Annotated in this window: 15 protein-coding genes and 2 pseudogenes; 7 read left to right on the top strand and 10 right to left on the bottom strand. The window is 73.5% G+C overall.

The window, feature by feature from the left end; translation table 11 throughout:
• Positions 1–2: 2 nt before the first annotated feature.
• Complete coding sequence (locus OHA89_RS33625; protein WP_257558139.1) at positions 3–968, bottom strand: YafY family protein; 966 nt, start codon at positions 966–968, stop codon at positions 3–5.
• 78 nt (positions 969–1,046) lie between these two features.
• Between OHA89_RS33625 and OHA89_RS33620 the strand changes: the two genes are divergently transcribed.
• The 6 genes from OHA89_RS33620 (at position 1,047) to OHA89_RS33595 (ending at position 11,845) form a co-directional block, all read left to right on the top strand.
• Entirely contained in the window at positions 1,047–1,679 is a 633-nt protein-coding gene (locus OHA89_RS33620; protein ID WP_406367806.1) for a TIGR03086 family metal-binding protein, read from the top strand.
• Positions 1,680–1,788: 109 nt separating this feature from the next.
• Positions 1,789–3,540 carry an RNA ligase family protein gene (locus OHA89_RS33615; protein WP_406368688.1) on the top strand — a complete coding sequence of 584 codons (1,752 nt, stop codon included), beginning with the start codon at positions 1,789–1,791 and terminating at the stop codon, positions 3,538–3,540.
• Positions 3,540–6,392 (top strand): poly(A) polymerase, encoded by a 2,853-nt coding sequence (locus OHA89_RS33610; protein ID WP_406367805.1) that lies wholly within the window; start codon positions 3,540–3,542, stop codon positions 6,390–6,392. The genes OHA89_RS33615 and OHA89_RS33610 overlap by 1 nt, the downstream gene beginning before the upstream one ends.
• A 301-nt stretch (positions 6,393–6,693) precedes the next feature.
• Positions 6,694–8,850: a discoidin domain-containing protein gene (locus tag OHA89_RS33605; RefSeq protein WP_406367804.1), complete on the top strand. Its 2,157-nt coding sequence runs from the start codon at positions 6,694–6,696 to the stop codon at positions 8,848–8,850.
• Between the two features lie 129 nt (positions 8,851–8,979).
• On the top strand, positions 8,980–10,059 hold the full coding sequence (locus OHA89_RS33600) for a DUF1996 domain-containing protein (RefSeq protein ID WP_406367803.1): 1,080 nt from the start codon (positions 8,980–8,982) through the stop codon (positions 10,057–10,059).
• Between the two features lie 46 nt (positions 10,060–10,105).
• Positions 10,106–11,845 carry a discoidin domain-containing protein gene (locus OHA89_RS33595; protein WP_406367802.1) on the top strand — a complete coding sequence of 580 codons (1,740 nt, stop codon included), beginning with the start codon at positions 10,106–10,108 and terminating at the stop codon, positions 11,843–11,845.
• A gap of 89 nt (positions 11,846–11,934) precedes the next feature.
• On the opposite strand, the gene OHA89_RS33590 is transcribed toward OHA89_RS33595, so the two are convergent.
• The 5 genes from OHA89_RS33590 to OHA89_RS33570 all read right to left on the bottom strand — a co-directional run bounded on the left by OHA89_RS33590 (position 11,935) and on the right by OHA89_RS33570 (position 17,565).
• A complete protein-coding gene (locus tag OHA89_RS33590; RefSeq protein ID WP_257559555.1) occupies positions 11,935–12,852 on the bottom strand; it encodes an NADP-dependent oxidoreductase in 918 nt (305 codons plus the stop codon).
• A gap of 134 nt (positions 12,853–12,986) precedes the next feature.
• Positions 12,987–14,393, bottom strand: a complete 1,407-nt coding sequence (locus OHA89_RS33585; RefSeq protein ID WP_406367801.1) for a GH1 family beta-glucosidase — start codon at positions 14,391–14,393, stop codon at positions 12,987–12,989.
• Positions 14,390–15,253, bottom strand: coding sequence for a carbohydrate ABC transporter permease (locus OHA89_RS33580; protein ID WP_266611572.1), 864 nt, complete (start codon positions 15,251–15,253; stop codon positions 14,390–14,392). The genes OHA89_RS33585 and OHA89_RS33580 overlap by 4 nt, the downstream gene beginning before the upstream one ends.
• On the bottom strand, positions 15,243–16,241 hold the full coding sequence (locus OHA89_RS33575; protein ID WP_266611571.1) for a carbohydrate ABC transporter permease: 999 nt from the start codon (positions 16,239–16,241) through the stop codon (positions 15,243–15,245). Before OHA89_RS33575 ends, OHA89_RS33580 begins: the two co-directional genes overlap by 11 nt.
• Positions 16,242–16,251: 10 nt before the next feature.
• Positions 16,252–17,565 carry an ABC transporter substrate-binding protein gene (locus OHA89_RS33570; RefSeq protein WP_406367800.1) on the bottom strand — a complete coding sequence of 438 codons (1,314 nt, stop codon included), beginning with the start codon at positions 17,563–17,565 and terminating at the stop codon, positions 16,252–16,254.
• Positions 17,566–17,722: 157 nt separating this feature from the next.
• Between OHA89_RS33570 and OHA89_RS33565 the strand changes: the two genes are divergently transcribed.
• Positions 17,723–19,045 carry an ROK family protein gene (locus OHA89_RS33565; protein WP_406367799.1) on the top strand — a complete coding sequence of 441 codons (1,323 nt, stop codon included), beginning with the start codon at positions 17,723–17,725 and terminating at the stop codon, positions 19,043–19,045.
• 15 nt (positions 19,046–19,060) lie between these two features.
• On the opposite strand, the gene OHA89_RS33560 is transcribed toward OHA89_RS33565, so the two are convergent.
• From OHA89_RS33560 to OHA89_RS33545, 4 genes and pseudogenes are all read right to left on the bottom strand, one after another.
• On the bottom strand, positions 19,061–20,149 hold the full coding sequence (locus tag OHA89_RS33560; RefSeq protein ID WP_406367798.1) for a LacI family DNA-binding transcriptional regulator: 1,089 nt from the start codon (positions 20,147–20,149) through the stop codon (positions 19,061–19,063).
• Between the two features lie 31 nt (positions 20,150–20,180).
• Positions 20,181–21,491 carry a glycoside hydrolase family 3 C-terminal domain-containing protein gene (locus tag OHA89_RS33555; protein ID WP_406367797.1) on the bottom strand — a complete coding sequence of 437 codons (1,311 nt, stop codon included), beginning with the start codon at positions 21,489–21,491 and terminating at the stop codon, positions 20,181–20,183.
• A 47-nt stretch (positions 21,492–21,538) separates the two neighbouring features.
• Positions 21,539–21,652, bottom strand: a pseudogene (locus OHA89_RS33550) (hypothetical protein); the annotation flags it as partial.
• 200 nt (positions 21,653–21,852) lie between these two features.
• Positions 21,853–22,503: pseudogene (locus OHA89_RS33545) on the bottom strand (glycoside hydrolase family 3 protein); the annotation flags it as partial.
• Positions 22,504–22,546: the final 43 nt, after the last annotated feature.

Here is a 22,546-nt window from a genome sequence, read left to right as displayed (position 1 = left end):
TGTCACCCCGGGCCCTCGTCCGGGGGCGGTCCGTAGAGCCCCGCGAGTTCGGCGCCCAGCCGGGCCAGCAACTCCCGTACCTCCGGTGGTTCGAGCACTTCGATCCGGGCTCCCAGCCCGGACAGGTGCGCGGCCAGCGCCCTGGGCGCCGGGCCGTCGACCCAGACCTCCGTCCAGCCGTCGGGCAGCGGGCCGCCGACGCGCAGCCGGCCGCCGGAGAGCCGGGCCAGCAGCGCCACCGCGCCGGGTGCGACGCGGGCCCGGGCGGTCACCGCGTACAGCCTGTCCTCCATCGCCCCGGCCAGTTCCCGCCAGGCTGTGGCGAGGTCGAAGCCGGGCGGCCGGTGGGCGGGTTCGCCGGTCGGCTCGACCGAGGTGACCCGGCTGAGCCGGAAGGTGCGCAGCCCCTTCTCCGTACCGGCGACGAGGTAGTCGACCCCCGCCTTGGCCACGAGTCCGAGCGGGTCGACCTCGCGGACCCCGGCCGGTTTGCCGGCGCCCGCGTATCCGAGGCGGATCCGCGTGCCGTCCACCACGGCCCGCTGGAGGGCCGCGCGGTGGGGGGCGTCGGCGGTGACGGGATTGCGCGACCAGTCGGTGCCGTCGACGGCGGCGGCCCGCGAGGCGGCCTCGGCGCCGCCGCGGAGGGTGGCCGGCAGGGCCTGGACCAGTTTGCGCAGGGCGGTGCGCAGTTCGGGGGTGGTGGCCAGGGGGCCCGCGACGAGGAACAGCGCGCGGATCTCGTCGGCGGTGAGGCCGGTGAGGTTGGTGCGGGCGCCGCCGACCAGGGACCAGCCGCCGCCGCGGCCGCGCTGTGAGTAGACGGGGATCCCGGCCGCGGCCAGTGCCTCCAGGTCGCGCCGCGCCGTCCGCTCCGAGACGTCGAGTTCGGCGGCCACTTCGGGGACGGTGACGCGCCCGCGCTCCTGGAGGAAGAGCAGGGTCGCCACCAGCCGGTCAGCCTTCATGAGGGTCGTTTCGCATGAAGTGGATTCTCTCCGGGAAAGTGGCCAGAGGATGGCCAGTTTGGCCGCCAGGATGAGCTCATGACCGAAACCGAGCAGTTCACCGCCACCGCTTCCACCCCTTCCGCCCCGTCCGCCTCCGCCGCCGTCGACACCCGTCCGGATCTGGCGGCTGCCGTCGCCCTCGCCGGGCGCACCCTCGCCGCCGTCCGGCCGGAACAGTACGACTCCCCCACGCCCTGCACCGAGTTCGACGTCCGGCGCCTGTCGAGCCACCTCGTCGGGGTGCTGCGGCGGATCTCGGTGATCGGGCGCGGTGAGGACCCCTTCAGCGTTCCCTCCTTCGCCGACGAGCTCGCGGACGGTGAGTGGGCGGCCGCCTGGGAACCGGCCGCGCGGGAGGCGGCGCGGGTGTGGGCGGACCCGGGCGTGCTGGACCGCGACCTGCGCCTGCCGATGGGTGTCCGGCCCGGGGTGGTCGCCGCGGCCGTGTACACCAACGAACTGATCGTGCACACCTGGGACCTCGCCACCGCCACCGGACAGCGGCCGGACTGGGACACCGACCTGCTGGAGCGGCTGGTCGAGGTGGTACGCCGGGCACTGCCGGCCGAAACCCGCGGCGGCCGCATCCCGTTCGCCGAGGTGGTCCCCGTGGCCGCGGACGCCTCCGCCCTCGACCGGCTGGTGGCCTGGTCCGGCCGCCGCCCCTGAGCGGGCGGGCCGGTCCGCCGCACGGCGCGGACCGCCTGATAATCGATGGAGGTGGCCGCCCCCGATACCTAGAGTGACGGGGCACCACGTCGTCGAGCAGGAGCGGATCATGCGCACGCACTACCCCCGTACGCCCCATCTGCCCTGGTCTCCCGGGGCCGCGGCGGACGATGTCCGGGTGGCCGGGCCGGGGGCGTTCGCGGGGCTGGCCGGGCGGGAGGTCGTGGTGACCGAGAAGCTCGACGGGGAGAACACCACCCTGTACGCGGACGGCCTGCACGCGCGTTCGCTCGACTCGGCGCACCACCCCTCCCGGGCGTGGGTCAAGGGCCTCCAGGGCCGGATCGCCGCGCGCGTCCCGGACGGCCGGCGGGTGTGCGGGGAGAACCTGTACGCCCGGCACTCGCTCGCGTACGAGGACCTCGACAGCTGGTTCTACGGGTTCTCGGTGTGGGACGGGGAGCACTGCCTGGACTGGGACGGGACCGTACGGTTCCTGCGGGGGCTCGGCGTGCCCACTCCGCGCGTGCTGTGGCGGGGCATCTTCGACGAGCGCGTGCTGCGCAAGCTGAAGCTCGACACCACACGGCAAGAGGGATACGTCGTACGGACGGTGGACGGCTTCGCGTACGAGGACTTCGGCCGGTGCGTGGCCAAGTGGGTGCGCGGCGGACACGTACAGACCGGTACGCACTGGATGTTCGCGCCGGTGGTGCCGAACGGGCTCGGTCCGGCGGCCCCCTTGTGGGCGGTCCGGTCCGGGGCCGAGGCCGATGCGGCGGAGCTGCTGACCGCGGCCGGGGTGACGGGTGCGGCGTGGGCCGGCGAGGGCGCCGAGGCCGATGTGTTCGCCGAAGTCACCGCCCGGATCGACGCGTTGGGCCGTACCGGCGAGGACCGGCTGGCCGGGGTACTGGCCGGTGTACTGCACCGCGCGCCGCGGGCGCGGATCGCGGCGCGGCTCGCGGCGGGACCGCTCGGGATGCGGCTCGCGCGGCGGGTCTCGGACCTGGTCGGGCTGTACCCGTACCTCCAGCGGCCGTTCCCGGACGCGGAGCGGCGGGCGGGGCTGGTCCGGATGGCCGCCGCGGCCGATCCGGGGGTGCTGCACGCGCTCGCCGCCGTGACGGCCGGGGACGCGCAGGCCCGCGAGTGCGTGGAGTGGTCCGCGCTGTGCGCCGAGGAGGCGGGGCTGCTCGGCCCCGACCCGCTCGGCGCCCTGCGCGCGGAGCTCCGGGAGCCGCTGGGCGCGCTCGGTCCGGACGCGGCCGACCGCTGCTGGGCCGAGGCGCGGCGGGCCTTCGCGCAGGGCCGGATCGCCACGGCCGAGGAGGCGGTGGCGGCGACCTGGCGATGGCGTGAGGGAACGTTTCCCCGGCTGGTGCAGCTGTGCGGGCCCTCGGGCAGCGGCAAGAGCACCTTCGGCCGCGCCCTGCCCGGCGTGGACACCTGCATCAGTCTCGACGACCTGCGCACCGCCCGGGGTTCGCGCGCGGACCAGCGGGCCAACACGGAGGTGCTGAGCGAGGGCCTCGACCGGCTCGACGCCGCGCTGGCCCGCGGGGGCACGGTCCTGTGGGACGCCACCTCGCTCACCGACCAGCAGCGCGGGCTGGCGGGCTCGGTCGCCCGCCGCCGCGACGCACTGGTCACCCATGCCGTCGTACTCGTCGGCGAGGAGGAGCTGCTGCGGCGCAATGCCGTGCGCCCGCATCCGGTTCCGCCGCAGGTCCTGGACGCCCAGCTGCACCGGTTCAGCCCGCCGTATCCCGGTCAGGCGCACCGGACCTGGTACATCGGCGCGGGCGGCAGCGTCGAGGACACGGCCGGCACGCTGGCCGCGCCGGGCGGGGAGCTGTGATGCGCACTAGTGAGGAGCTCTACCACCAGGTCCGCTGGGACCCGCGTTTCGATCCCGCCCGGTTCTTCCTCGGGCTGCTCCAGCGCGGAGCCGCCCCGAAGCGCGTGCCGCTGCCGTCCTTCGTGCCGGGCGGCGACATCCCCTGGCACCGCGTGCTGTTCGTCGAGGCGGACGGTGAGCTGGTGTGGGACCGGGCCACGGGAGTGGACCGGATCGACGCCACCGGGGCCGGGCGGGTGCGCGACCCGCGCCTGCTGCGGGCGCCGTTCTTCACCGCCCGGACCCCGCACGCGTGGGATCCGGCGGACGGCGGCGCCTGGCGGCCGGCGCAGACGCCTGCCCCGGGGAGCCTCGGGGCCGGGGCACCCGCCACGGTGCGGCTGCTGACCTGGAACACCCTCTGGGACCGCTACGACGGCCCGCGGATCGCCACCGCGCGGCGCAGGCCGCTGCTGCTGGCCGATCTGGCGGCCGCCGATGCCGATGTCATCGCGCTCCAGGAGGCCGAACCCGAACTGCTCCGGATGCTGCTGGCGGCGGACTGGGTACGGGCCGGGTACACGCTCGGCACGGATCCGGGCGGCCGGGACGTCGCCGAGTGCGGGCTGCTGGTGCTGAGCCGGCTGCCGGTGCGTGAGGCGGGGCTGCACGCGCTCGGCCCGCACAAGGCGGTCACCGCCGTGACGGTGGACACCGCGAGCGGCCCCCTCGTCGTCGCCGCGACCCACCTGACCAGCGACCACACCGACAACGGGGAGCTCCGCCGACGGGCCGAACTGGCCCGGCTCGCCAAGGGGCTGAGCGGCGTCGAAGCCGCCGTGGCGCTGCTCGGCGACTTCAACGACGGCAGCGCGGGGGCCGAGGGGCCGGCCGCCGCACTGGGCATGCGGGACACCTGGAGCGAGGTGCACGGAGCGGCGGACGGGACGCCCACCTTCGATCCGGTGGCCAATCCGCTGGCCGCGGTGGGCTCGCTGTCGGGGCGGGCGGCGCGGCTGGACCGGATCCTGCTCAGGGCCTCCGGGCCGGCCTCGCGGGTGACCGGGGCGGCGCTGCGCGGCGATGCGCCGGGCCCGGACGGGCTGTTCATCTCCGACCACTACGGGGTGGAGGCGACGGTGGAGTTCGGGTGCGCCGGGCCCACGACGCTCGACGTGCCGGGGACGGCGCGCACGGCGGTGGCCTGGCTGCCGTCCCGCCTCCCGGACACGGTGCACGCGCTGCGGCGGGAGCACGACCCGCAGTCCGGCCGCTGGCCCGCACACGTCAACCTGCTCTTCGGCTTCGTACCCGAGTCCTCGTTCGACGAGGCCGTGCCGCTGCTGGCCGAAGTGGCAGCGGGGACACCGGCGTTCACCGCCCGGCTGGAGGGCGTGCACAGCTTCGGGCACCGGGAGGACGCGACCGTCTGGCTGGATCCGGCGGCGGCCGGCGAGGCGCCGTGGCAGGAGCTGCGGCAGGCGCTGGCGCAGCGGTTCCCGGGATGCCGGGACCGCGTCGAGGGCTACACCCCGCACCTGACGCTGGGGCGCAGCCGGGATCCGCAGCGTGCGGTCGCGCAGTGCGCCGCCCGCCTCGGCGGCGGCGTGTCCGAGCGGGTCGGGGAACTGGCCGTGCTCTCACGGCGCGGGGACGGGCCGATGCGGCCGCGGGCGGTCGTGGAACTGGGCACGGGACGGGTCCGGTGGCTGCCGGAGCCCGCGTTCCCGGACACGGTCGCAGCGCCCGGCCGGGCCGCCTCGGTCACGGCCCGGATCGCGGACGCGCTGGGCGACGGGGTGGTGTGGGAGGCCGGATCCCGCCGCATGGGCTGTGCGCTGCCGGGAGCGGACCTGGACCTGGTGGCGGCGCTGCCGGGCACCGCGGACATCGCGGAGGTTCGGGAGCGGGTCGCCGCGGCGCTGCCGGAGGCAGTGCGGATGCGCGAGGTGACGGGCGCACGGGTGTCGGGGCTGCGGCTGAGCGTGGCCGGACTGGACGTGGACCTGGTGGTCGTCCCCACCGGCACGCTGGCCCCGGCGGAGGCGGTGGCGCGCCGGGCGGAGCTGGACGAGCGGGCCGCGGTCGCGCTGAGCGCGGTGAGCGACGCCGATGCGGTACGGGGTTTCGTGGGGGCCGACCATGCCGCCTTCGCCCGGCTGGCGCGGGAGGTCAAGGCCTGGGCCCGGGCCCGGGGGCTGGACTCGGCGCCGTTCGGCGGACTGCCGGGGCTGGCCTGGGCGGTACTGGCGGCGCGCACGGTCCGCGAGGCCCCCGGCCTGTCTCCGGCGGCCCTGCTGCTCGAGTTCTTCGGGACCTGGGCGGCGTGGGACTGGCGGGACCCGGTCGGCCTGGCGCCCGCGACTGCGGTGACGTGTCCGGACGCGGTGACGGTCCTGACCCCCTCGGAGCCGGTGCGCGGCTGCACGGCCCAGGTGGGCCCCGGACTGCGCGATCTGCTGGGGCGGGAGCTGTACCGGGCCTGGGAGCTGCTGGACGCGGATCCCGGGTCGTTCGGCGAGGTGCTGGCCGCGCCGCCACTGCACCGGCGGCACGCCGCGTGGGCGGTGGTGACCGTACGGACCCCCGCGGAGCGGGAGTTCGAGGCGGCGCTGGGCCGGGTGCGGGGCCGTCTGCGGGCGCTGCTCGGTGCGCTGGAGGAGGCGGGCGCCGCGGACGCGCACGCCTGGCCGCACCCCTTCGCGACGGGTCCGGGCCTGGCCCGGTACGCGATCGGGCTCGGCGCGACCCCGCCCGACGCGGTGGGTCTCGCCGCCGTGGCCGCGCCGTGGCCGAGGGGCCTTCCCGGCGTGGAAGTGGCCTGGGCGGCCTGCGGCGAGGTACCGGACCTGCACGCGGCTGTCGACGAGTAACGAACACAAGGCGGCAACCGGCCCCGAGCCGGGGCCACTTCCCGAAGCCGGGCCCGACCGCTCCGTACCGTCCAGCGGGCAGGCGGGACGGAGCGGTCAGAGCATCAGTACAGCCCTGCGAAGTTTTTTCGTCAACACTTTTCACAAGGATTGAAGAAACTCCAAGTTCACAGGCCTGATGGGCAATTGACATGGCATTTGGCGTTCAGTTCATGAACGCCGAAACCCTTGACGGCCCAGTCGGCGGGCAGTTCACTCACGCTTCGATCCCCCCGGATCCATGACGTCAGGAGCACCCCGCATGCCCCTCCTCTCCGATCGCCCGCCGCGACTGACCGTCGCGGCGCTCGCCGCCGCACTGGTCGCGGCCCTCCTCGTGCTGCTGCCGGGCACCGCCGCCCAGGCGGCCCCCGTACTGCTCTCGCAGGGCAAGCCCGTCACCGCCTCCAGCCTGGAGGGCGCCGGCACACCGGCCGGCGCGGCCGTCGACGGCGACAACGGCACCCGCTGGTCGAGCCAGTTCGCCGACCCGCAGTGGATACAGGTGGACCTCGGCGCCCCGGCGCAGCTGAGCCAGGTGGTGCTGCGCTGGGAGGCGGCGTACGCGAAGGCGTACCGGGTCGAGCTGTCCACCGACGGCTCCAACTGGTCCACCGCGTACACGACGACCGCGAGCACCGGTGGAGTCCAGACCCACGACATCACGGGCACCGCCCGCTACGTCCGCGTGTACGGCACCCAGCGGGCCACCGGTTACGGCTACTCGCTCTGGGAGTTCCAGGTCTACGGCACCGGCGGCACCGACCCGGCCATCCCCGGCGGCGGCGACCTCGGGCCGAACGTGATCGTCTTCGATCCGTCCACCCCGAACATCCAGGGCAAGCTGGACGAGGTCTTCCGGCAGCAGGAGTCGGCCCAGTTCGGCTCCGGCCGCTACCAGTTCCTGTTCAAGCCGGGCACGTACAACGGCCTCAACGCCCAGATCGGCTTCTACACGTCCATCTCCGGTCTCGGCCTGAGCCCCGACGACACCACCATCAACGGTGACGTCACCGTCGACGCCGGCTGGTTCGGCGGCAACGCCACCCAGAACTTCTGGCGTTCGGCCGAGAACCTGGCCCTGAACCCGGTCAACGGCACCGACCGCTGGGCCGTCTCGCAGGCGGCGCCGTTCCGCCGGATGCACGTCAAGGGCGGGCTCAACCTGGCGCCCGACGGCTTCGGCTGGGCCTCGGGCGGCTACATCGCCGACTCGAAGATCGACGGCCAGATCGGCAACTACTCGCAGCAGCAGTGGTACACCCGTGACAGCTCGATCGGCGGCTGGTCCAACGCCGTCTGGAACCAGGTGTTCTCCGGGACCCAGGGCGCGCCGGCGCAGTCGTATCCGAACCCGCCCTACACCACCCTGGACACCACTCCCGTCTCCCGGGAGAAGCCCTTCCTCTACCTGGACGGCGCCGAGTACAAGGTCTTCGTCCCGGCGAAGCGCACCGCTGCCCGCGGCACCTCCTGGGGCAACGGCGCGCCGCAGGGGAGCTCGATCCCGCTCAGCCGGTTCTACGTGGTCAAGCCGGGTGCGAGCGCAGCGACCATCAACGCGGCGCTGGCCCAGGGCCTGCACCTGCTGTTCACCCCCGGCGTCTACCACGTGGACCGGACCATCCAGGTCAACCGTCCGGACACGGTCGTCCTGGGCCTCGGCCTCGCCACGATCGTCCCGGACAACGGGGTGACGGCGATGAAGGTCGCCGACGTGGACGGCGTGAAGCTCGCCGGATTCCTGATCGACGCGGGCACCGTGAACTCGCCCAGCCTCCTGGAGGTCGGCCCCGCCGGTGCCGCGACGGACCACGCGGCGAACCCGACCACCGTGCAGGACGTGTTCATCCGGGTCGGCGGCGCGGGCGCGGGCAAGGCCACGCTCGGCATGGTCATCAACAACCACGACACGATCGTCGACCACACCTGGATCTGGCGGGCCGACCACGGCGACGGGGTGGGCTGGGAGACCAACCGCTCCGACTACGGGTTCCGGGTGAACGGCGACGACGTCCTGGCCACCGGGCTGTTCGTCGAGCACTTCAACAAGTACGACGTGGAGTGGAACGGGGAGCGCGGGCGCACGATCTTCTTCCAGAACGAGAAGGCCTACGACGCGCCCAACCAGGCCGCCATCCAGAACGGCCCGGTCAAGGGCTACGCGGCCTACAAGGTGGCCGACTCCGTGAACACCCACGAGGGCTGGGGCCTGGGCAGCTACTGCTACTACAACGTGGACCCGACGATCCGTCAGGACCACGGCTTCCAGGCGCCGGTGAAACCCGGCGTGAGGTTCCACGACCTGCTCGTCGTCTCGCTGGGCGGCAACGGCCAGTACGAGCACGTCATCAACGGCATCGGGGCCCCCACCTCGGGGACGTCGACGGTTCCCTCGACCGTCCTCTCGTTCCCCTGACACACCCCTGATCCACCCTTGATCCCCGGAGGACGCGGGGCGGCCCGGCGGCCGTCCCGCGTTTTCCGGGCCGAGTGAGAGAGCGCTCTCCCAACCGGGCGAGCCCCCCCATCCACCGGAGGAGCAGAAGTGAAACTCCGACCGCGGACCCTGTCCGCCCTCCTGGTCTCGGCGGCCTTCGCCGTGACCGCGGCCGCCGGACTCAGCGGCCTCGCGCTGACGGCTCAGGCTTCCCCCGACGACGGATCCGCCGTACGCGCGGGTCACTCGGGTCACACCAACGCCGCCCCCCTGGCGACCGGAGACGATCCGGACCGGGACGGCTACATCCCGGCCGTCCCTCCGGTCACAGGGGTCGCTCCGTCCTGGGAGAACCCCCCGGACCGCTACTTCCACGAGTTCCAGGCCAACTGCGCGGTCAGCCGCACCGCCCCGGACGACCCGATCGTCTTCCCCGGCCGGCCCGGCGCCTCGCACAACCACACCTTCCTGGGCAACACCACGACCGACGCCTTCAGCACCACCGCCTCGCTCAGCGCCGGCGGGACGGTCTGCAACGCTCCCGGCGACCTCTCCGGGTACTGGATGCCTACGCTCTACAACGGCGACCGGCCGGTGCTGCCGACCGGGCCGCAGGTGATCTACTACAAGGCCGGCGTCACCGACTACACGAGCGTGCGCCCCTTCCCGAAGGGCCTGCGCTTCGTCGTCGGCAGCCCGACCCAGACGGCGGCCGAGTTCCGCGGCCACCGGGGCTGGGTGGAGGGCTGGGAATGCGGCGACAGCTTCAAGAACACCGAGTTCCCGGCGAACTGCCCGGCCGGGACCCAGCTCAACATCCGCATGCAGTCGCCCAGTTGCTGGGACGGCAGGTACCTCGACACCCCCGACCACAAGGCGCACATGGCCTACCCGGTCGTGAAGCCCGGGAACAACGACAACGTCTGCCCGGCCAGTCACCCGGTCGCGCTTCCCATGGTCGAGTTCAAGATGGCCTTCCCCGTCAGCGGTGACATGTCACAGGTCCGACTGTCGAGCGGAAGCGGGCACTCCTTCCACTACGACTTCTTCAACGCCTGGGACGAGCGGACGCTGAACGCCCTCGTCGACCACTGCGTCCGCGGCGGCCTCCAGTGCAACGCACGCGGCTACGACGAGACCCACCCGGAAGCGGGCGCCGTGCTGGGCCCCGACTACCGGCTCCCGTGAGCCGCCTCCCGTGAACCCCTCCCCCACACCCGAAGGAGGTCCCCGCATGCCCTCCCGCATGCGTTCCCTCGTCACGGCCGCGCTCCTCGCCGGCGCCGTGACCGTACTGCCCACCGCCCCGGCCCACGCCGCGGGCAGCGTGGTCAAGGTGACCGGCTCACAGGGCAACTGGCGGCTGACGGTGGACGGTTCGCCATACCTCGTCAAAGGCGTCACCTGGGGTCCGTCCCCGTCCGACGCGAGCCGGCTGCTGCCCGACGTGAGGTCCCTGGGCGCCAACACGATCCGTACCTGGGGCACCGACGCGAGCAGCCGGCAACTGTTCGACGCGGCCGCCTCCAACGGCGTCAAGGTCGTCGCCGGGTTCTGGCTCCAGCCGGGCGGCGGCCCGGGCAGCGGCGGCTGCACGAACTACGTCACGGACACGACGTACAAGAACACCGTGCTGGCCGAGTTCTCCCGCTGGGTGGAGGCCTATCGCGACCATCCGGCCGTACTGATGTGGAACGTGGGCAACGAGTCGGTCCTCGGCCTGCAGAACTGCTACGGCGGCACCGAGCTGGAGAACCAGCGCAACGCCTACACCACCTTCGTCAACGACGTGGCGAAGGCGATCCACCGCATCGACGCCGACCACCCGGTGACCTCCACGGACGCCTGGGCCGGGGCGTGGACGTACTACAAGCGGAACTCCCCCGACCTGGACCTGTACTCCGTCAACTCCTACAAGGAGGTCTGCGGGGTCAAACAGGCCTGGGAGCAGGGCGGTTACACCAAGCCGTACCTGATCACCGAGACCGGACCGGCCGGGGAGTGGGAGGTGCCGGACGATGCGAACGGCGTCCCGCTGGAGCCCGGCGACCAGGCGAAGGCGGACGGCTACACGCACGCGTGGAACTGCGTCACCGGCCACTCGGGCGTGGCGCTCGGCGCGACCGTCTTCCACTACGGCACCGAGTACGACTTCGGCGGCCACTGGTTCAACCTGATCCCCGCCGGGGAGCGCCGCACGGCGTACTACGCGGTCAAGCGCGCCTACGGAGGCAACACGGCCGGCGACAACCTGCCGCCGACCGTCCAGGTACCCGCGGTCGCGGACCCGGCCGCCGTCCCGGCGGGCAAGGAGGTGACCATCCAGGCCCCGGCGACCGACCCGGAAGGCGACCCGCTCTCCTACGAGGTGTTGTGGAGCGGCCGGTACGCCGACGGCGGGGGCGGGGGCGGCGGTCTGGTCTCGGTGCCGTCCACGCACCTGGGCGGAGGCACCCTCACGGCCGCCGCCCCGGCGAGGACCGGTGTCTGGAAGCTGTACGTCAAGGTCAAGGACGGGCGCGGCAACGTGGGCGTGGAGCAGCGCTCGGTGAAGGTGGTGCCGCCGCCGGTGGCGGGTACGGACGTCGCCCGGGGCCGCCCCACGACGGCCTCCACCTTCCAGAACGACGGCTGGGGCGGCTGCCCCTGCACCCCGCGGCTGGCCACGGACGGCGTGGGCGACACCCGCTGGGCGAGCGGGTGGGCCGATGCGCAGTGGCTCCAGGTGGACCTGGGATCGGTGCGGCAGCTCAGGCACGCCCAACTGGTGTGGGAGCCGGCGTACGGGAAGGCGTACTCCCTCCAGGTCTCGGACGACGGCCGGAACTGGCGGACGGCGTACGCCACGTCGTCCGGTGACGGCGGGGTCGACGACTTCGACGTCTCCGCGTCGGGCCGCTACGTCCGGCTGGACCTGACCCAGCGCGGTACCGGCTACGGCTACTCCCTGTTCCACTTCGGCGCATACGCCTGACCGGCGCGGCCCCGTGTACTCCGCGCGCCGCCCTTCTCCCCGCCGGGCGGCGCGCGGTCACGCGGTTGCGCGGGTCCGGAGCGGGGTGCTCAGACCTCGATGACGATCTTGCCCGCCGTGTGTCCGCCCTGGCTGAGCTCGAAGGCCGCCGCCAGCTCGCCCAGCGGGAAGGTGCGTGCGACGGGCACCGTGAGCTGCCCGCTCTCGGTGAGCTGTCCCAGCGCGGCCAGGTCGCTGCCGACCGGGCGCACCCACATCCACTCGCCGCCCGAGCCGGTCACCGTGGGGTCGGCGATGGAGGCGTGCCGGCCGTCGTCGTGCAGCACCCTGCGGGTGACGTCGAGGACGCCGCCGACGAAGTCCGCGACGACGGTCGCGCCGTCGGGGACGAGGGCGAGGACCCGCTCGGCGAGCCCGTCCCCGTACGCGACGGGCTCGGCGCCGAGTTCCCGTACGCGGTCGTGGTTGCGCGGGGAGGCGGTGCCGATGACCCGGGCTCCCAGGGCGCGGGCGATCTGCACGCCGAAGGAGCCGACGCCGCCCGCGGCTCCGTGGATGAGGACGGTGTCGTCCTTGCCGGTGCCGAGCCGGGTCAGCACCTGGTAGGCGGTGAGCCCGGCGAGCGGGAGCCCGGCGGCCTCGGCCCAGCCGAGGGAGGCGGGCTTGCGCGCGAGGGCCCGTACGGGCACGGTGACGAACTCGGCGCAGGTCCCGCCGTGCACGTAGTCCTTGCGGGCGTAGGCCATGACCTCGTCGCCCTCGGCGAATTCGGGGGTGTCGATGCCGACCTTCTCGACGGTGCCGGAGACGTCCCAGCAGGGCACCACGGGGTACACGACGTCCATCAGGGCGTCGAGCCCGCCCGCCATGATCTTCCAGTCGACCGGATTGACCGAGGCGTACTTCACCCGTACGAGGACCTCGCCCGGGCCGAACTTCGGCACCGGGAGCCGGGTGTCCCTGAGCACCTCCGTTCCTCCGTACGTCTCGTACGCCATCCCTCGCATGGTGTTGTCCTGCGGCATGTACCCGACCTCTCCGTGAGCTGCTGGACCCGCCCCGGAGCCATCCCACCACGCACGCCGCGCCCGGCCCGAGAAGCAGGGCGGGCGCGGGGCGGCGAACCCTCGGCGGCGGGGTGTCAGCGGGCGGAGCGGTGCGCGGCGATGATCTCGGCGTAGCGGCGGCCGCTCGTCTTCACCGTGCGGCGCTGGGTGGCGTAGTCCACGTGGACCAGGCCGAAGCGCTTGTCGTAGCCGTAGGCCCATTCGAAGTTGTCCAGCAGCGACCAGGCGTAGTAGCCGGCCACCGGTGCGCCGCGGCGGGCCGCGCGGGCGCAGGCGGCCAGGTGGGAGGTCAGGTAGGCGGCCCGTTCGGGGTCGTGGACGCGGCCGTCGGGGGCGACGGTGTCGGGGTACGAGGAGCCGTTCTCGGTGATCTGGATGCGCCGGTCCCCGTACTCCTCGTGCAGGCGCATGATGAGCGTTTCCAGGCCGTCGGCGTCGACCTCCCAGTCCATGCCGGTGCGCGGGACGCCGGGCCGGTCGATCTGGCGGGCGAAGGGCGCGGGGCCGGCCGGGTCGGCGGTGACCACCTGCGGGAAGTAGTAGTTGAGGCCGATCCAGTCGAGGGGGGCGGCGATGGTGGCGAGGTCGCCGGGGCGTTCGGGGAGGTCGACGCCGTAGACCTCGCGCATGTCGGCGGGGAAGCCGCGGCCGTGGACGGGGTCGAGCCACCAGCGGTTGACGTGGCCGTCCATGCGCCGGGCGGCGGCCCGGTCGGCCTCGCTGCCGGTGGCGGGCTCGACGGTGGAGAGGTTGTTGACGATGCCGATGCGCGCGGCGGGGCGGGCGGCGCGGACGGCCTGGGCGGCGAGGCCGTGGCCGAGCAGCAGGTGGTAGGAGGCGCGGACGGCGGCGGTGAGGTCGGTCCAGCCGGGGGCCATCCGGCCCTCCAGGTGTCCGATCCAGGCCGAGCACAGCGGCTCGTTCAGGGTGGCCCACTGGGTGACGCGGTCGCCGAGGCGTTCGGCCACGAGACCGGCGTACGCGGCGAAGTGCTCGGCGGTGGCGCGATCGGGCCAGCCGCCGCGGTCCTGGAGGGCCTGGGGCAGGTCCCAGTGGTAGAGGGTGACGTTGGGCTCGATGCCGGCCGCGAGGAGTCCGTCGGTCAACCGGTCGTAGAAGTCGAGGCCCTTGGTGTTGACGGGGCCGTCGCCGCCGGGCAGGATCCGCGGCCAGGCGACGGAGAGCCGGTAGGCGTTGGTGCCGAGCTGCCGCATCAGGGCGATGTCGTCCGGCCAGCGGTGGTAGTGGTCGCAGGCGGTGTCGCCGGTGTGGCCGCCGTCGACGGCGCCGGGGACGCGGCTGAAGGTGTCCCAGATGGAGGGGGCGCGGCCGTCCTCGTCGACCGCGCCCTCGATCTGGTAGGCGGAGGTGGCGGTGCCCCAGGCGAAGTCGGCGGGCAGGGCGGCGAGGTCGACCGTGCGGTCGACGGCGCGGTCCACGGCGTGCGCTTCGGTCACGGGAAGGCTTTCGGAAAGGGTCATTTGACGGCTCCTGCCGTGAGTCCGGCCACCAGGTACTTCTGCAGCAGCAGGAATCCGGCGACGACGGGGATGCTGACGACGAGCGAGGCGGCCATGATCTGGTTCCAGTACACGTCGTTCTGCGTGGAGTAGCCCTGCAGTCCGACGGCGAGGGTGCGGGTGGTGTCGTTCGTCATGACGGAGGCGAAGAGCACCTCGCCCCAGGCGGTCATGAAGGCGTACACGGCGACGGCGACGATGCCGGGGACGGCCGCCGGGATCACGACCCGGAACAGCGCGCCGAGCGGGCCGCAGCCGTCGACGGTGGCCGCCTCGTCGAGGTCGCGGGGCACCGAGTCGAAATAGCCGATGAGCATCCAGATGGAGAAGGGGAGGGAGAAGGTGAGGTAGGTGAGGATGAGCCCGCCGCGGGACCCGTAGAGCGCGACCCCGGTGCTGTTGCCGATGTTCACGAAGATCAGGAACAGCGGGAGGAGGAACAGGATCCCGGGGAACATCTGGGTGGACAGCACGGTCACCGTGAACAGGCGCTTGCCGCGGAAGCGGTAGCGGCTGACGGCGTACGCGGCGAAGACGGCGATGAGCACCGAGCAGACGGTGGCGGCGCCGGCCACGATCAGGGAGTTCACGAAGTACTTGGCGAGCGGGACGGTGTGCCAGATGTCGACGTAGGGCCGGACGGTGAGCCCGGTGGGTATCCACCGGAACTGGCCCGCCACGTCCTTGAGCGGCTTGAGCGAGCTGGTGACCATCACGTAGACGGGCAGCAGCACGAAGCCGGAGAGCAGGGTCAGGAAGACGGCCCGGATCACCTTGAAGGTGCGGGGCGGGTCGAGCGGGCTGCGCGTTCTAGCGGGCATCGGCGTCCCTCCGGCCTCGGCTGGTGACGAGCAGGTATGCGGCGGTGACCAGCAGGAGGAAGAGCAGCAGGAGGACGGACATGGCCGATCCGGTGCCGAAGTTCCAGGTGACGAAGCTCGACTGGTAGATGTGGATGGAGATCAGGTCGGCGGCCTCGGGGGCCGACTTGCCGAACAGCACGAACGGCGTGTTGAAGTCGTTGAAGGTCCACAGGAACAGCACCAGGATCAGCACCTGGTTGACCGCGCCGACCGAAGGCAGGGTGATCCGGCGGATCTGCTGCCAGATGCCGGCCCCGTCCAGCGCGGCCGCCTCGTACAGGTCCTTCGGGATGTTCTGCAGGGCGGCCATCACGATGAGGAAGGCGAACGGCCAGCCCTTCCACACGGACACGGTCAGCAGGGCCCAGAAGCTGTTGTCGCCGAGCAGCCAGAAGGTGTGCTCGGCGCCCCCGATGCCCAGCTGGTCGTGGATGACGTGGTTCACCAGGCCGTTGTCCCGCTGGAACATGAACGCCCAGGTGATGACGGCCGCGTAGACGGGCAGGGCGTACGGGACGAGGAACAGGGCCCGCAGGATGCCGCGGCCGCGGAAGGTCTCCTGCATGAACACGGCGGCGGCGGTGCCTAGCAGCCAGCACAGGCCCACGGAGAGCAGGGTGAACAGGCAGGTGGTGAGGAACGAACCGAGGAGGGCCTCGCCGACGGGCCGGTTGACGTCGACGGCGAGTTCGTAGTTGTCGAAGCCCGTCCACGGGGCGCGCGACCAGTCCCGGATGAAGAACTGGGTGAGCTCGCGGAAGCTCATGAGGATGCCCATCACCATCGGGACGAGGTGGATGAGCAGTTCGAAGAGGAGGGCGGGCAACAGCAGGAGGTAGGGAAGGGCGCCGCGGCGCAGGCGGCCGGGGCGGCGCACGCGGGCCGCCGTACCGCGCGGCCGCTCCGTGGTGGTGTCGGGTGGCAGGACGGTGGGTGCGGAAGTCATCGGGCGGGACTCAGTTCGCCATCTGCTGCTGGGCCTTGGTGAGCTTCGCCTTGACCGACTCGGTGGTCACGGGCCGGCCGGCCGCGGCGTCGGCGAAGAGCTCCTTGACGGCGGTGCCGACGGTGGTCTCGAACTGGGACTCCTCGGGGACCTGCGGGAGCGGGGCGGCGCTGGTGGAGAGGGTGTTGCGGAGCACGGTGAGGTCCTCGGTGGCGAAGGTCGGGTCGGTCTGGGCCGCCTTGACCGGGGGGATGGAGCCGTAGGTCTTGTTGAGGAGCTTCTGCTCCTCGTCGCTGGTCATGAACTTCACGAACTTCAGGGCGCCGTCGATGTTGTCGGTGTTCTTGAAGACGGCCATGTTGATGCCGGCGACCATGGAGTTGGTGTTCCGGCCGCTGCCGGGGGCGCCGCCCGCCGGGACCGGGACGGGGGCGACGCCCCAGTCGCCCTCCTTCATTCCGTGCGCCTTGAAGCTGCTGGCCGCGCTCTGCCACAGGACCATGGCGGTCTTGCCGTTGGCGAAGTCCTGGAGGGACTGGTTCTTGTCGTACTCGGCGTTGCCGGGCGAGATGATCTTGTCCTTGGCCATCAGGTCGACGTACTGCTTGACGGCCTCGACGTTGGCGGGGGTGTCGAACGTGGGCTTGCCGGCGGCGTCGAAGAACTCGGCTCCGTGCTGCCGGGACAGGACGAAGGCCTGGTGGATGTTGTTGGAGAGGTTCGAACCCTCGGCGCCCAGTGCCCACTTGCCGTCCTTGGACAGCCTCTGGCCGATGCTGACCAGCTCGTCCCAGGTGGCCGGGGGCTTCTCGATGCCCGCCTCCTGGAACATCTTCTTGTTGTAGTAGAGGGCGTACGACATCGAGTAGAGCGGGACGGCGGCCGGGTCCTTGCCGGCGGCGCCGGCCGAGCCGATGGCGGACTCCACGAAGCGGTCCTTGCCGCCGATCGCCTCGAAGTTCTTCGCGTCCCAGGGGAGCAGGGCTCCGGTGGCCTGGAGGGAGGAGGACCAGGTGTTGCCGATGTTGAGGACGTCCGGGCCCTGTCCGGAGGCGGTGGCGGCGAGGATCCGGTTGAGCAGGTCCGACCAGGGAACGACCTCGAGCTTGACCTTGATGCCGGTCTGCTGCTCGAACTTCTTCAGCTCCGGACCGAGCGTCGCCTGGTCCGCCGCGATGTCGGGCCCCTGGTTGGAGGCCCAGTAAGTGAGCTCCTTGGGGGCGGTGTTGGTACCGCCCCCGCCGTCCGCGGATCCGCCGCCGCAGGCGGTGGCGAGCAGGGAGACTGCGACGGCGGCGGTGGCAGCGGCTCTGGTTCTGCGCATGGCGGCTCGGTCCCTTTCGGCGGGTCCAGGGGGAAGGCCGACGCGAGGCACTCCGTCCAGGCCTTAATTTAGAACGTGAGTTAAGCCTCGTGAAAGGGTCGCGTCAAGGGGTCGCGCAAGGGTATGTTGCGAGCGATATCACTGCGGAAGGGGCCGGATGACCACGGGGCGTAGCGGACGAACGGTGCGGGACCTGCGGCGGGGAAACCGGAGCGCCGTCCTCCAACGGCTGTACTTCGGCGGCCCGATGAGCCGCCAGGAACTCGGCCCCGCCACCGGGCTGAGCTCCGGATCCGTCAGCAACGTCGTCGGCGAACTCGTCACGGACGGACTGCTGGAGGAGGCCGGGATCGTCGACTCCGACGGTGGACGGCCCCGCACCCTGTTGCGGGTGGCGCCCGGCAGCGCCCACATGATCGGCGTCGACGTCGGCGAAACCCGGGTACGCGTCGAGCTGTTCGACCTGACCCTCACCGAACTGGCCCGTACCGAGATGCCGTTGCTGCCACGCGGCTGCTACGACGTCGGCCCGATCGTCGACCACATCCGGCACGGCATCGCCACCGTGCTCGCCGAGGCCGGGGTCGGCACGGAGCGGCTGCTGGGGGTGGGCGTCGGGGTACCGGGCATCGTGGACCGCGACGCACCGGGCGGGACCGTGGTGCACGGCCAGACCATCGGCTGGGACGCGGTGCCGCTGGAGGAACTGCTGCGCGCCACCGGAGCCCTGCCGGAGGAGGTCCCGTACATCATCGACAACGGCGCGCGGACGCTCGGCCAGGCGGAGATGTGGTTCGGTGCCGGGCGCGGGGCCCGGGAGGCGGTCGTCGTGCTCTTCGGCTCCGGGGTCGGCGCGAGCCTGATCACCGACGGCTCGCCGGACGGCGGGACGACCGAGGGAACCCCGCTGGAGTGGGGCCACCTGACGGTCTCCGTGCGCGGCCGGCGCTGCCGGTGCGGGGCGCTGGGCTGCCTGGAGGCGTACACGGGGGCCGAGGCCCTGCTGGCGCGCTGGGCGGAACGGGGAGGCGCTGCGGACGGGCGACCGGTGGACTCCGTGGACGAGGAAGAGGCCCTCTCGGCCCTGCTGGCGGCGGCCGGCACGGGGGACCCGGTGGCACGGGAGGTGCTGGAGGAGACCGCGGAGTACCTGGGCGCCGGGCTGTCGGACCTGATCAACCTGTTCCAGCCGGAGCGCATCCTGATCGGCGGCTGGGCGGGCCTGATGCTGGGACCCCACATCCTCCCGGCGGTACGGGAGCACGCGACCCGGTACGCGCTGCGCCATCCGGCCGGGCGGGTCACCGTCGCCATGGGCTCCCTGGGCCCCGACGCGGTCACGGTCGGCGCCGCCACGCTCCCGCTCTCCGCCTTCTTCGCGACGGGCGGCCGCCGCACGGCACCCGAGCCACGGACCGAACCCCCGGGCTGGCGCACGGCCCTGGAGGTCCGCAACGCGGGCGGCGCGGCGGCTCTCTGAGGGGCGTCTTGCCGATCAGGCGGAATCCCGGATCACCAGAGCGGGGGCGAACAGCACCGAGGCCGGTTCCGGGGCCGCGGTGCCCGCAATGCGGTCCAGGAGCAGGCGGACCATCTCGGCAGCCATGTCCTCCACCGGCTGCCGTACGGTCGTCAGCCGCGGCCGGCAGGCCGCGGCAGCGCCGGAGTCGTCGAAGCCGACGACGGCCACGTCTTCCGGGATCCGGCGGCCGTGCTCGCGCAGCACCAGGCAGGCCCCCTGCGCCATCAGGTCGTTGGCGGCGAACACCCCGTCCACGTCCGGCCGTTCGGCCAGCAGGCAGCTCATGGCCCGCTCACCCCCCTCGAGCGTGAAGTCCCCCTCGGCGACACGGACCACCCGGTCGCGGCCCTCCGCCGCCTCGCGGAAGCCGGCCAGCCGCTCCCGGCTGGCCGGCACGTCCGCCGGGCCCCCGATCGCCGCGAGCCGGCCGCGCCCCAGCGCGAGCAGGTGCCGGGCCGCCAGCGCCCCGCCCTCCCGGTGGCGCAGGTCCACGTGGTCGAGCGGCACCCCCGCCGCCGGACGCGCGAACAGTACGGCGGGCAGTGCGGCCGCCGCGAGCATCCCGGGCAGCGGGTCCCGGGGATGGGTGGTGACCAGCAGGGCTCCGTCCGCGCTGCCCTGCGCCAGGTACGCGAGCACCTCCGCGCGGTCCTCCGCGGTGTCGGCGAACATCAGCACCGGGTGCACACCGAGCGGCCGCAGCACGCGGACGACCCCGCTGACCACTCGCCCGAAGAAGGGGTCCTCGAAGACCCGGGCGGCGAACTCGTCCCGCGCGCCGGCAGATCCGGAGCCCGCGCCGGAGACCACCAGGGCGACGGTTCCCGACCTGCGGGTCACGAGGGAACGGGCGGCCCGGTTCGCCACGTAGCCGGTCGCGGCGACGGCCTGCCGGACCGCCTGCTGGATGGCGGGGTCCACGTTCCGGACGCCGTTGACCACGCGGGACACCGTGGCCCGGGACACCCCCGCCGCGCGGGCCACGTCCTCCAGGGTCGGGGCTCCGCCCGCCCCCGTCCCCGCTCCCGTCGCGCCCGTTCCCGTACCCCGCCCCGTGTCCATGGCGGCACTGTAACGTCCGGGCAGACAGGACCTAGACGGGGTCCAGCCGTACCCGCAGCGGCAGTTCACCGGCGTGGGGTCCCGCCCGTACGGTGAACCGGCCCGGCTCCGTCACCCAGGCGCGGGCCGCCGGGGACCAGTGCTGGAGGGCGCGCGCGGGGATCCGTACGAACGCCGTCACCCGCTCCCCCGGTCCGGCCTGCACGGCGGCCCACCCGGCGAGCCAGCGCACCGGCCGCTCGACCGCCGAGTCGGGCCGGGACAGGTGGACTTGGACGACCTCGCGGCCCTGCCGGGCGCCGGTGTTGCGGAGCACGACGGGGATCTCGCAGCCGCCGCCCGCGTGCGGCCGCGGCACCCCGAGGGCCTCGTACCGCCACGTGGTGTAGCCGAGGCCGTGGCCGAACCAGTAGGCGGGGCCCGTGCCCGTGCGCAGCCAGGCCCGGTGGCCGATGTGCAGCCCCTCCTCGTACGGGAGGACGCCGCCTGTGGGGCGGGTGGTGCGGACGGGGGCGTCGGCGAGGGTCGCGGGCCAGGTGGTGGGGAGCCGGCCGCCGGGCTCGGCGCGGCCGAAGAGCACGTCGGCGAGGGCGTGGCCGGCTTCCTGGCCGGGGAACCAGGCGAGGAGGACGGCGGCGACTTCGGTGCGCCAAGGGAGCTCGACGGGTCCGCCCGCGTTGACGACGACCACGGTACGGGGCTGGCCGCGGGCGATCGCCCGCACCAACTGGTCCTGTGGCGCGGGCAGTCGGAGCGAGCGGCGGTCATGGCCCTCGGACTCGTCGCCATCGGTGGTGCCGACGCAGACGATCGCCACGTCGGCCTCGCGGGCGGCGGCCACGGCGGCGGCGAGTGCCCCGGCGGGGTCGGGAGCGGGCCCGGCGGCCGTCAGGACGGTGGCCCGGCCCGTGCCGGGAGCCAGTTGGCGGCGCGCCCGGACCTCGACGGGTCGGCCGGCGGTGAGGTGGACCCGGGCGGTCCGCTGGGGCGGGCGCACGTGTACCACGGCCGGATCATCCGTCTCCGGCGGGAACTCCCCCGCCAGCACGGGCGTTTTCTCCACGGTGAGGCCGAGTGCGCCGAAGCCGCCGAGCCCGAGGGTCCAGGTTCCGGTCGCATCCGGGTGGAGTACGGCGGCCAGCTCGACGGTGTGGGCGCCCGGAGGCAGTTCGGGCTCCAGCACCCGGCCGGAGGGCTGGTGCGCGGAGTGCAGCACGGCGTCGGCGGAGTCGAGCACGCGCAGCCGTACGCCGGGGGCGCCGGTCTCCGGGTCTCTGGCATGACGTGCGCCGAGCGGCGCCGGACCGCCACTGCCGTCCGGGGGCGGGCCCGGCTCGTACACGAGGCGCGCCTGCGGGGCAGTGCCGCCCGCAGCCCGGCCAGCGGGGTGACCACGGCGTGCGGGAACACCTCGGAACTGCCGCCGCCCTGGACGCGGGGGTCGTCGGCGTGCGTCCCGATGACGGCGACGGCGGCCGGGGCCCGGGGGTCCAGGGGCAGCACGCCCCGGTTCTCGAGCAGGACGAAGCTCGCGGCGGCGGCCTCGCGCAGCAGGCGCCGCGCGTCGGGCTCCTCGGCACCGCCGCCGCCGGGGGCGGGGGCGGGGGCGGGGGCGGGGGCCCGAGGGCGCCGACCCGGCCGGCGAGCCTCAGTACCCGGCGCGCCTTGTCCCGGACCGCCGCGGCCGGAACCAGTCCGCGCTCCACGGCGGCCAGGAGCGCCTCGCCCCAGGGCCCGCCGGGGCCGGGCATGAGCAGATCCTGCGCCGCGGCGGCCGAAGCGACCGCGGACCGGCCGGCACCCCAGTCGGAGACGACCACCCCGTCGAAGCCCCACTCCTCCTTCAGGGGATCCGCGAGCAGGGAACTCTCCGTCATGGTCCGGCCGTTGACCTTGTTGTACGCCGACATCACCACCCAGACCCCGGCACGTACGGCGGCCTCGAAGGGCGCGAGGTACAGCTCGTGCAGCACGCGTTCCTCGACCCGGACGTCGAGGGTCAGCCGTCCGGTCTCGGAGTCGTTGGCGACGTAGTGCTTCGCGGTGGCCGCCACCCCGCAGGACTGGATGCCGCGGATGAGGGCCGCCCCGGTGCGGCCCGCGAGCAGCGGGTCCTCGGCGAAGCACTCGAAGTGCCGTCCGGCGAGCGGGCTGCGGTGCAGGTTGAGCGTGGGCGCGAGGAGGACGTGCACCCCCTTGCGGCGGGCCTCGTCCCCGAGGAGCGCGCCGAGCCGGCGCACCCGCTCCTCGTCCCAGAGCGCGCCGAGCGCACTGGCGGAGGGCAGCAGCACGGAGGTCCGCCCCTCGTCCCAGCCGGGACCGCGAACCCCGGCCGGGCCGTCGGAGAACACCATCTCCCGTAGCTCGACGGCAGGTTCGGCGTGGGTCCGCCAGGTA

Source organism: Streptomyces sp. NBC_01546, from assembly GCF_045208355.1.
Classification (GTDB): Bacteria; Actinomycetota; Actinomycetes; order Streptomycetales; family Streptomycetaceae; genus Streptomyces.
The sequence above is the reverse complement of the archived record's forward strand: the minus strand, read 5'-3'. Positions and strand labels throughout refer to the sequence as shown.

Excerpts from the sequence above, each read along its gene's own strand:
- OHA89_RS33625 (WP_257558139.1), bottom strand. The coding sequence starts at position 968 with ATGAAGGCTGACCGGCTGGTGGCGACCCTGCTCTTCCTCCAGGAGCGC.
- OHA89_RS33620 (WP_406367806.1), top strand. The coding sequence starts at position 1,047 with ATGACCGAAACCGAGCAGTTCACCGCCACCGCTTCCACCCCTTCCGCC.
- OHA89_RS33615 (WP_406368688.1), top strand. The coding sequence starts at position 1,789 with ATGCGCACGCACTACCCCCGTACGCCCCATCTGCCCTGGTCTCCCGGG.
- OHA89_RS33610 (WP_406367805.1), top strand. The coding sequence starts at position 3,540 with ATGCGCACTAGTGAGGAGCTCTACCACCAGGTCCGCTGGGACCCGCGT.
- OHA89_RS33605 (WP_406367804.1), top strand. The coding sequence starts at position 6,694 with ATGCCCCTCCTCTCCGATCGCCCGCCGCGACTGACCGTCGCGGCGCTC.
- OHA89_RS33595 (WP_406367802.1), top strand. The coding sequence starts at position 10,106 with ATGCCCTCCCGCATGCGTTCCCTCGTCACGGCCGCGCTCCTCGCCGGC.
- OHA89_RS33590 (WP_257559555.1), bottom strand. The coding sequence starts at position 12,852 with ATGCGAGGGATGGCGTACGAGACGTACGGAGGAACGGAGGTGCTCAGG.
- OHA89_RS33585 (WP_406367801.1), bottom strand. The coding sequence starts at position 14,393 with ATGACCCTTTCCGAAAGCCTTCCCGTGACCGAAGCGCACGCCGTGGAC.
- OHA89_RS33580 (WP_266611572.1), bottom strand. The coding sequence starts at position 15,253 with ATGCCCGCTAGAACGCGCAGCCCGCTCGACCCGCCCCGCACCTTCAAG.
- OHA89_RS33575 (WP_266611571.1), bottom strand. The coding sequence starts at position 16,241 with ATGACTTCCGCACCCACCGTCCTGCCACCCGACACCACCACGGAGCGG.
- OHA89_RS33570 (WP_406367800.1), bottom strand. The coding sequence starts at position 17,565 with ATGCGCAGAACCAGAGCCGCTGCCACCGCCGCCGTCGCAGTCTCCCTG.
- OHA89_RS33565 (WP_406367799.1), top strand. The coding sequence starts at position 17,723 with ATGACCACGGGGCGTAGCGGACGAACGGTGCGGGACCTGCGGCGGGGA.
- OHA89_RS33560 (WP_406367798.1), bottom strand. The coding sequence starts at position 20,149 with ATGGACACGGGGCGGGGTACGGGAACGGGCGCGACGGGAGCGGGGACG.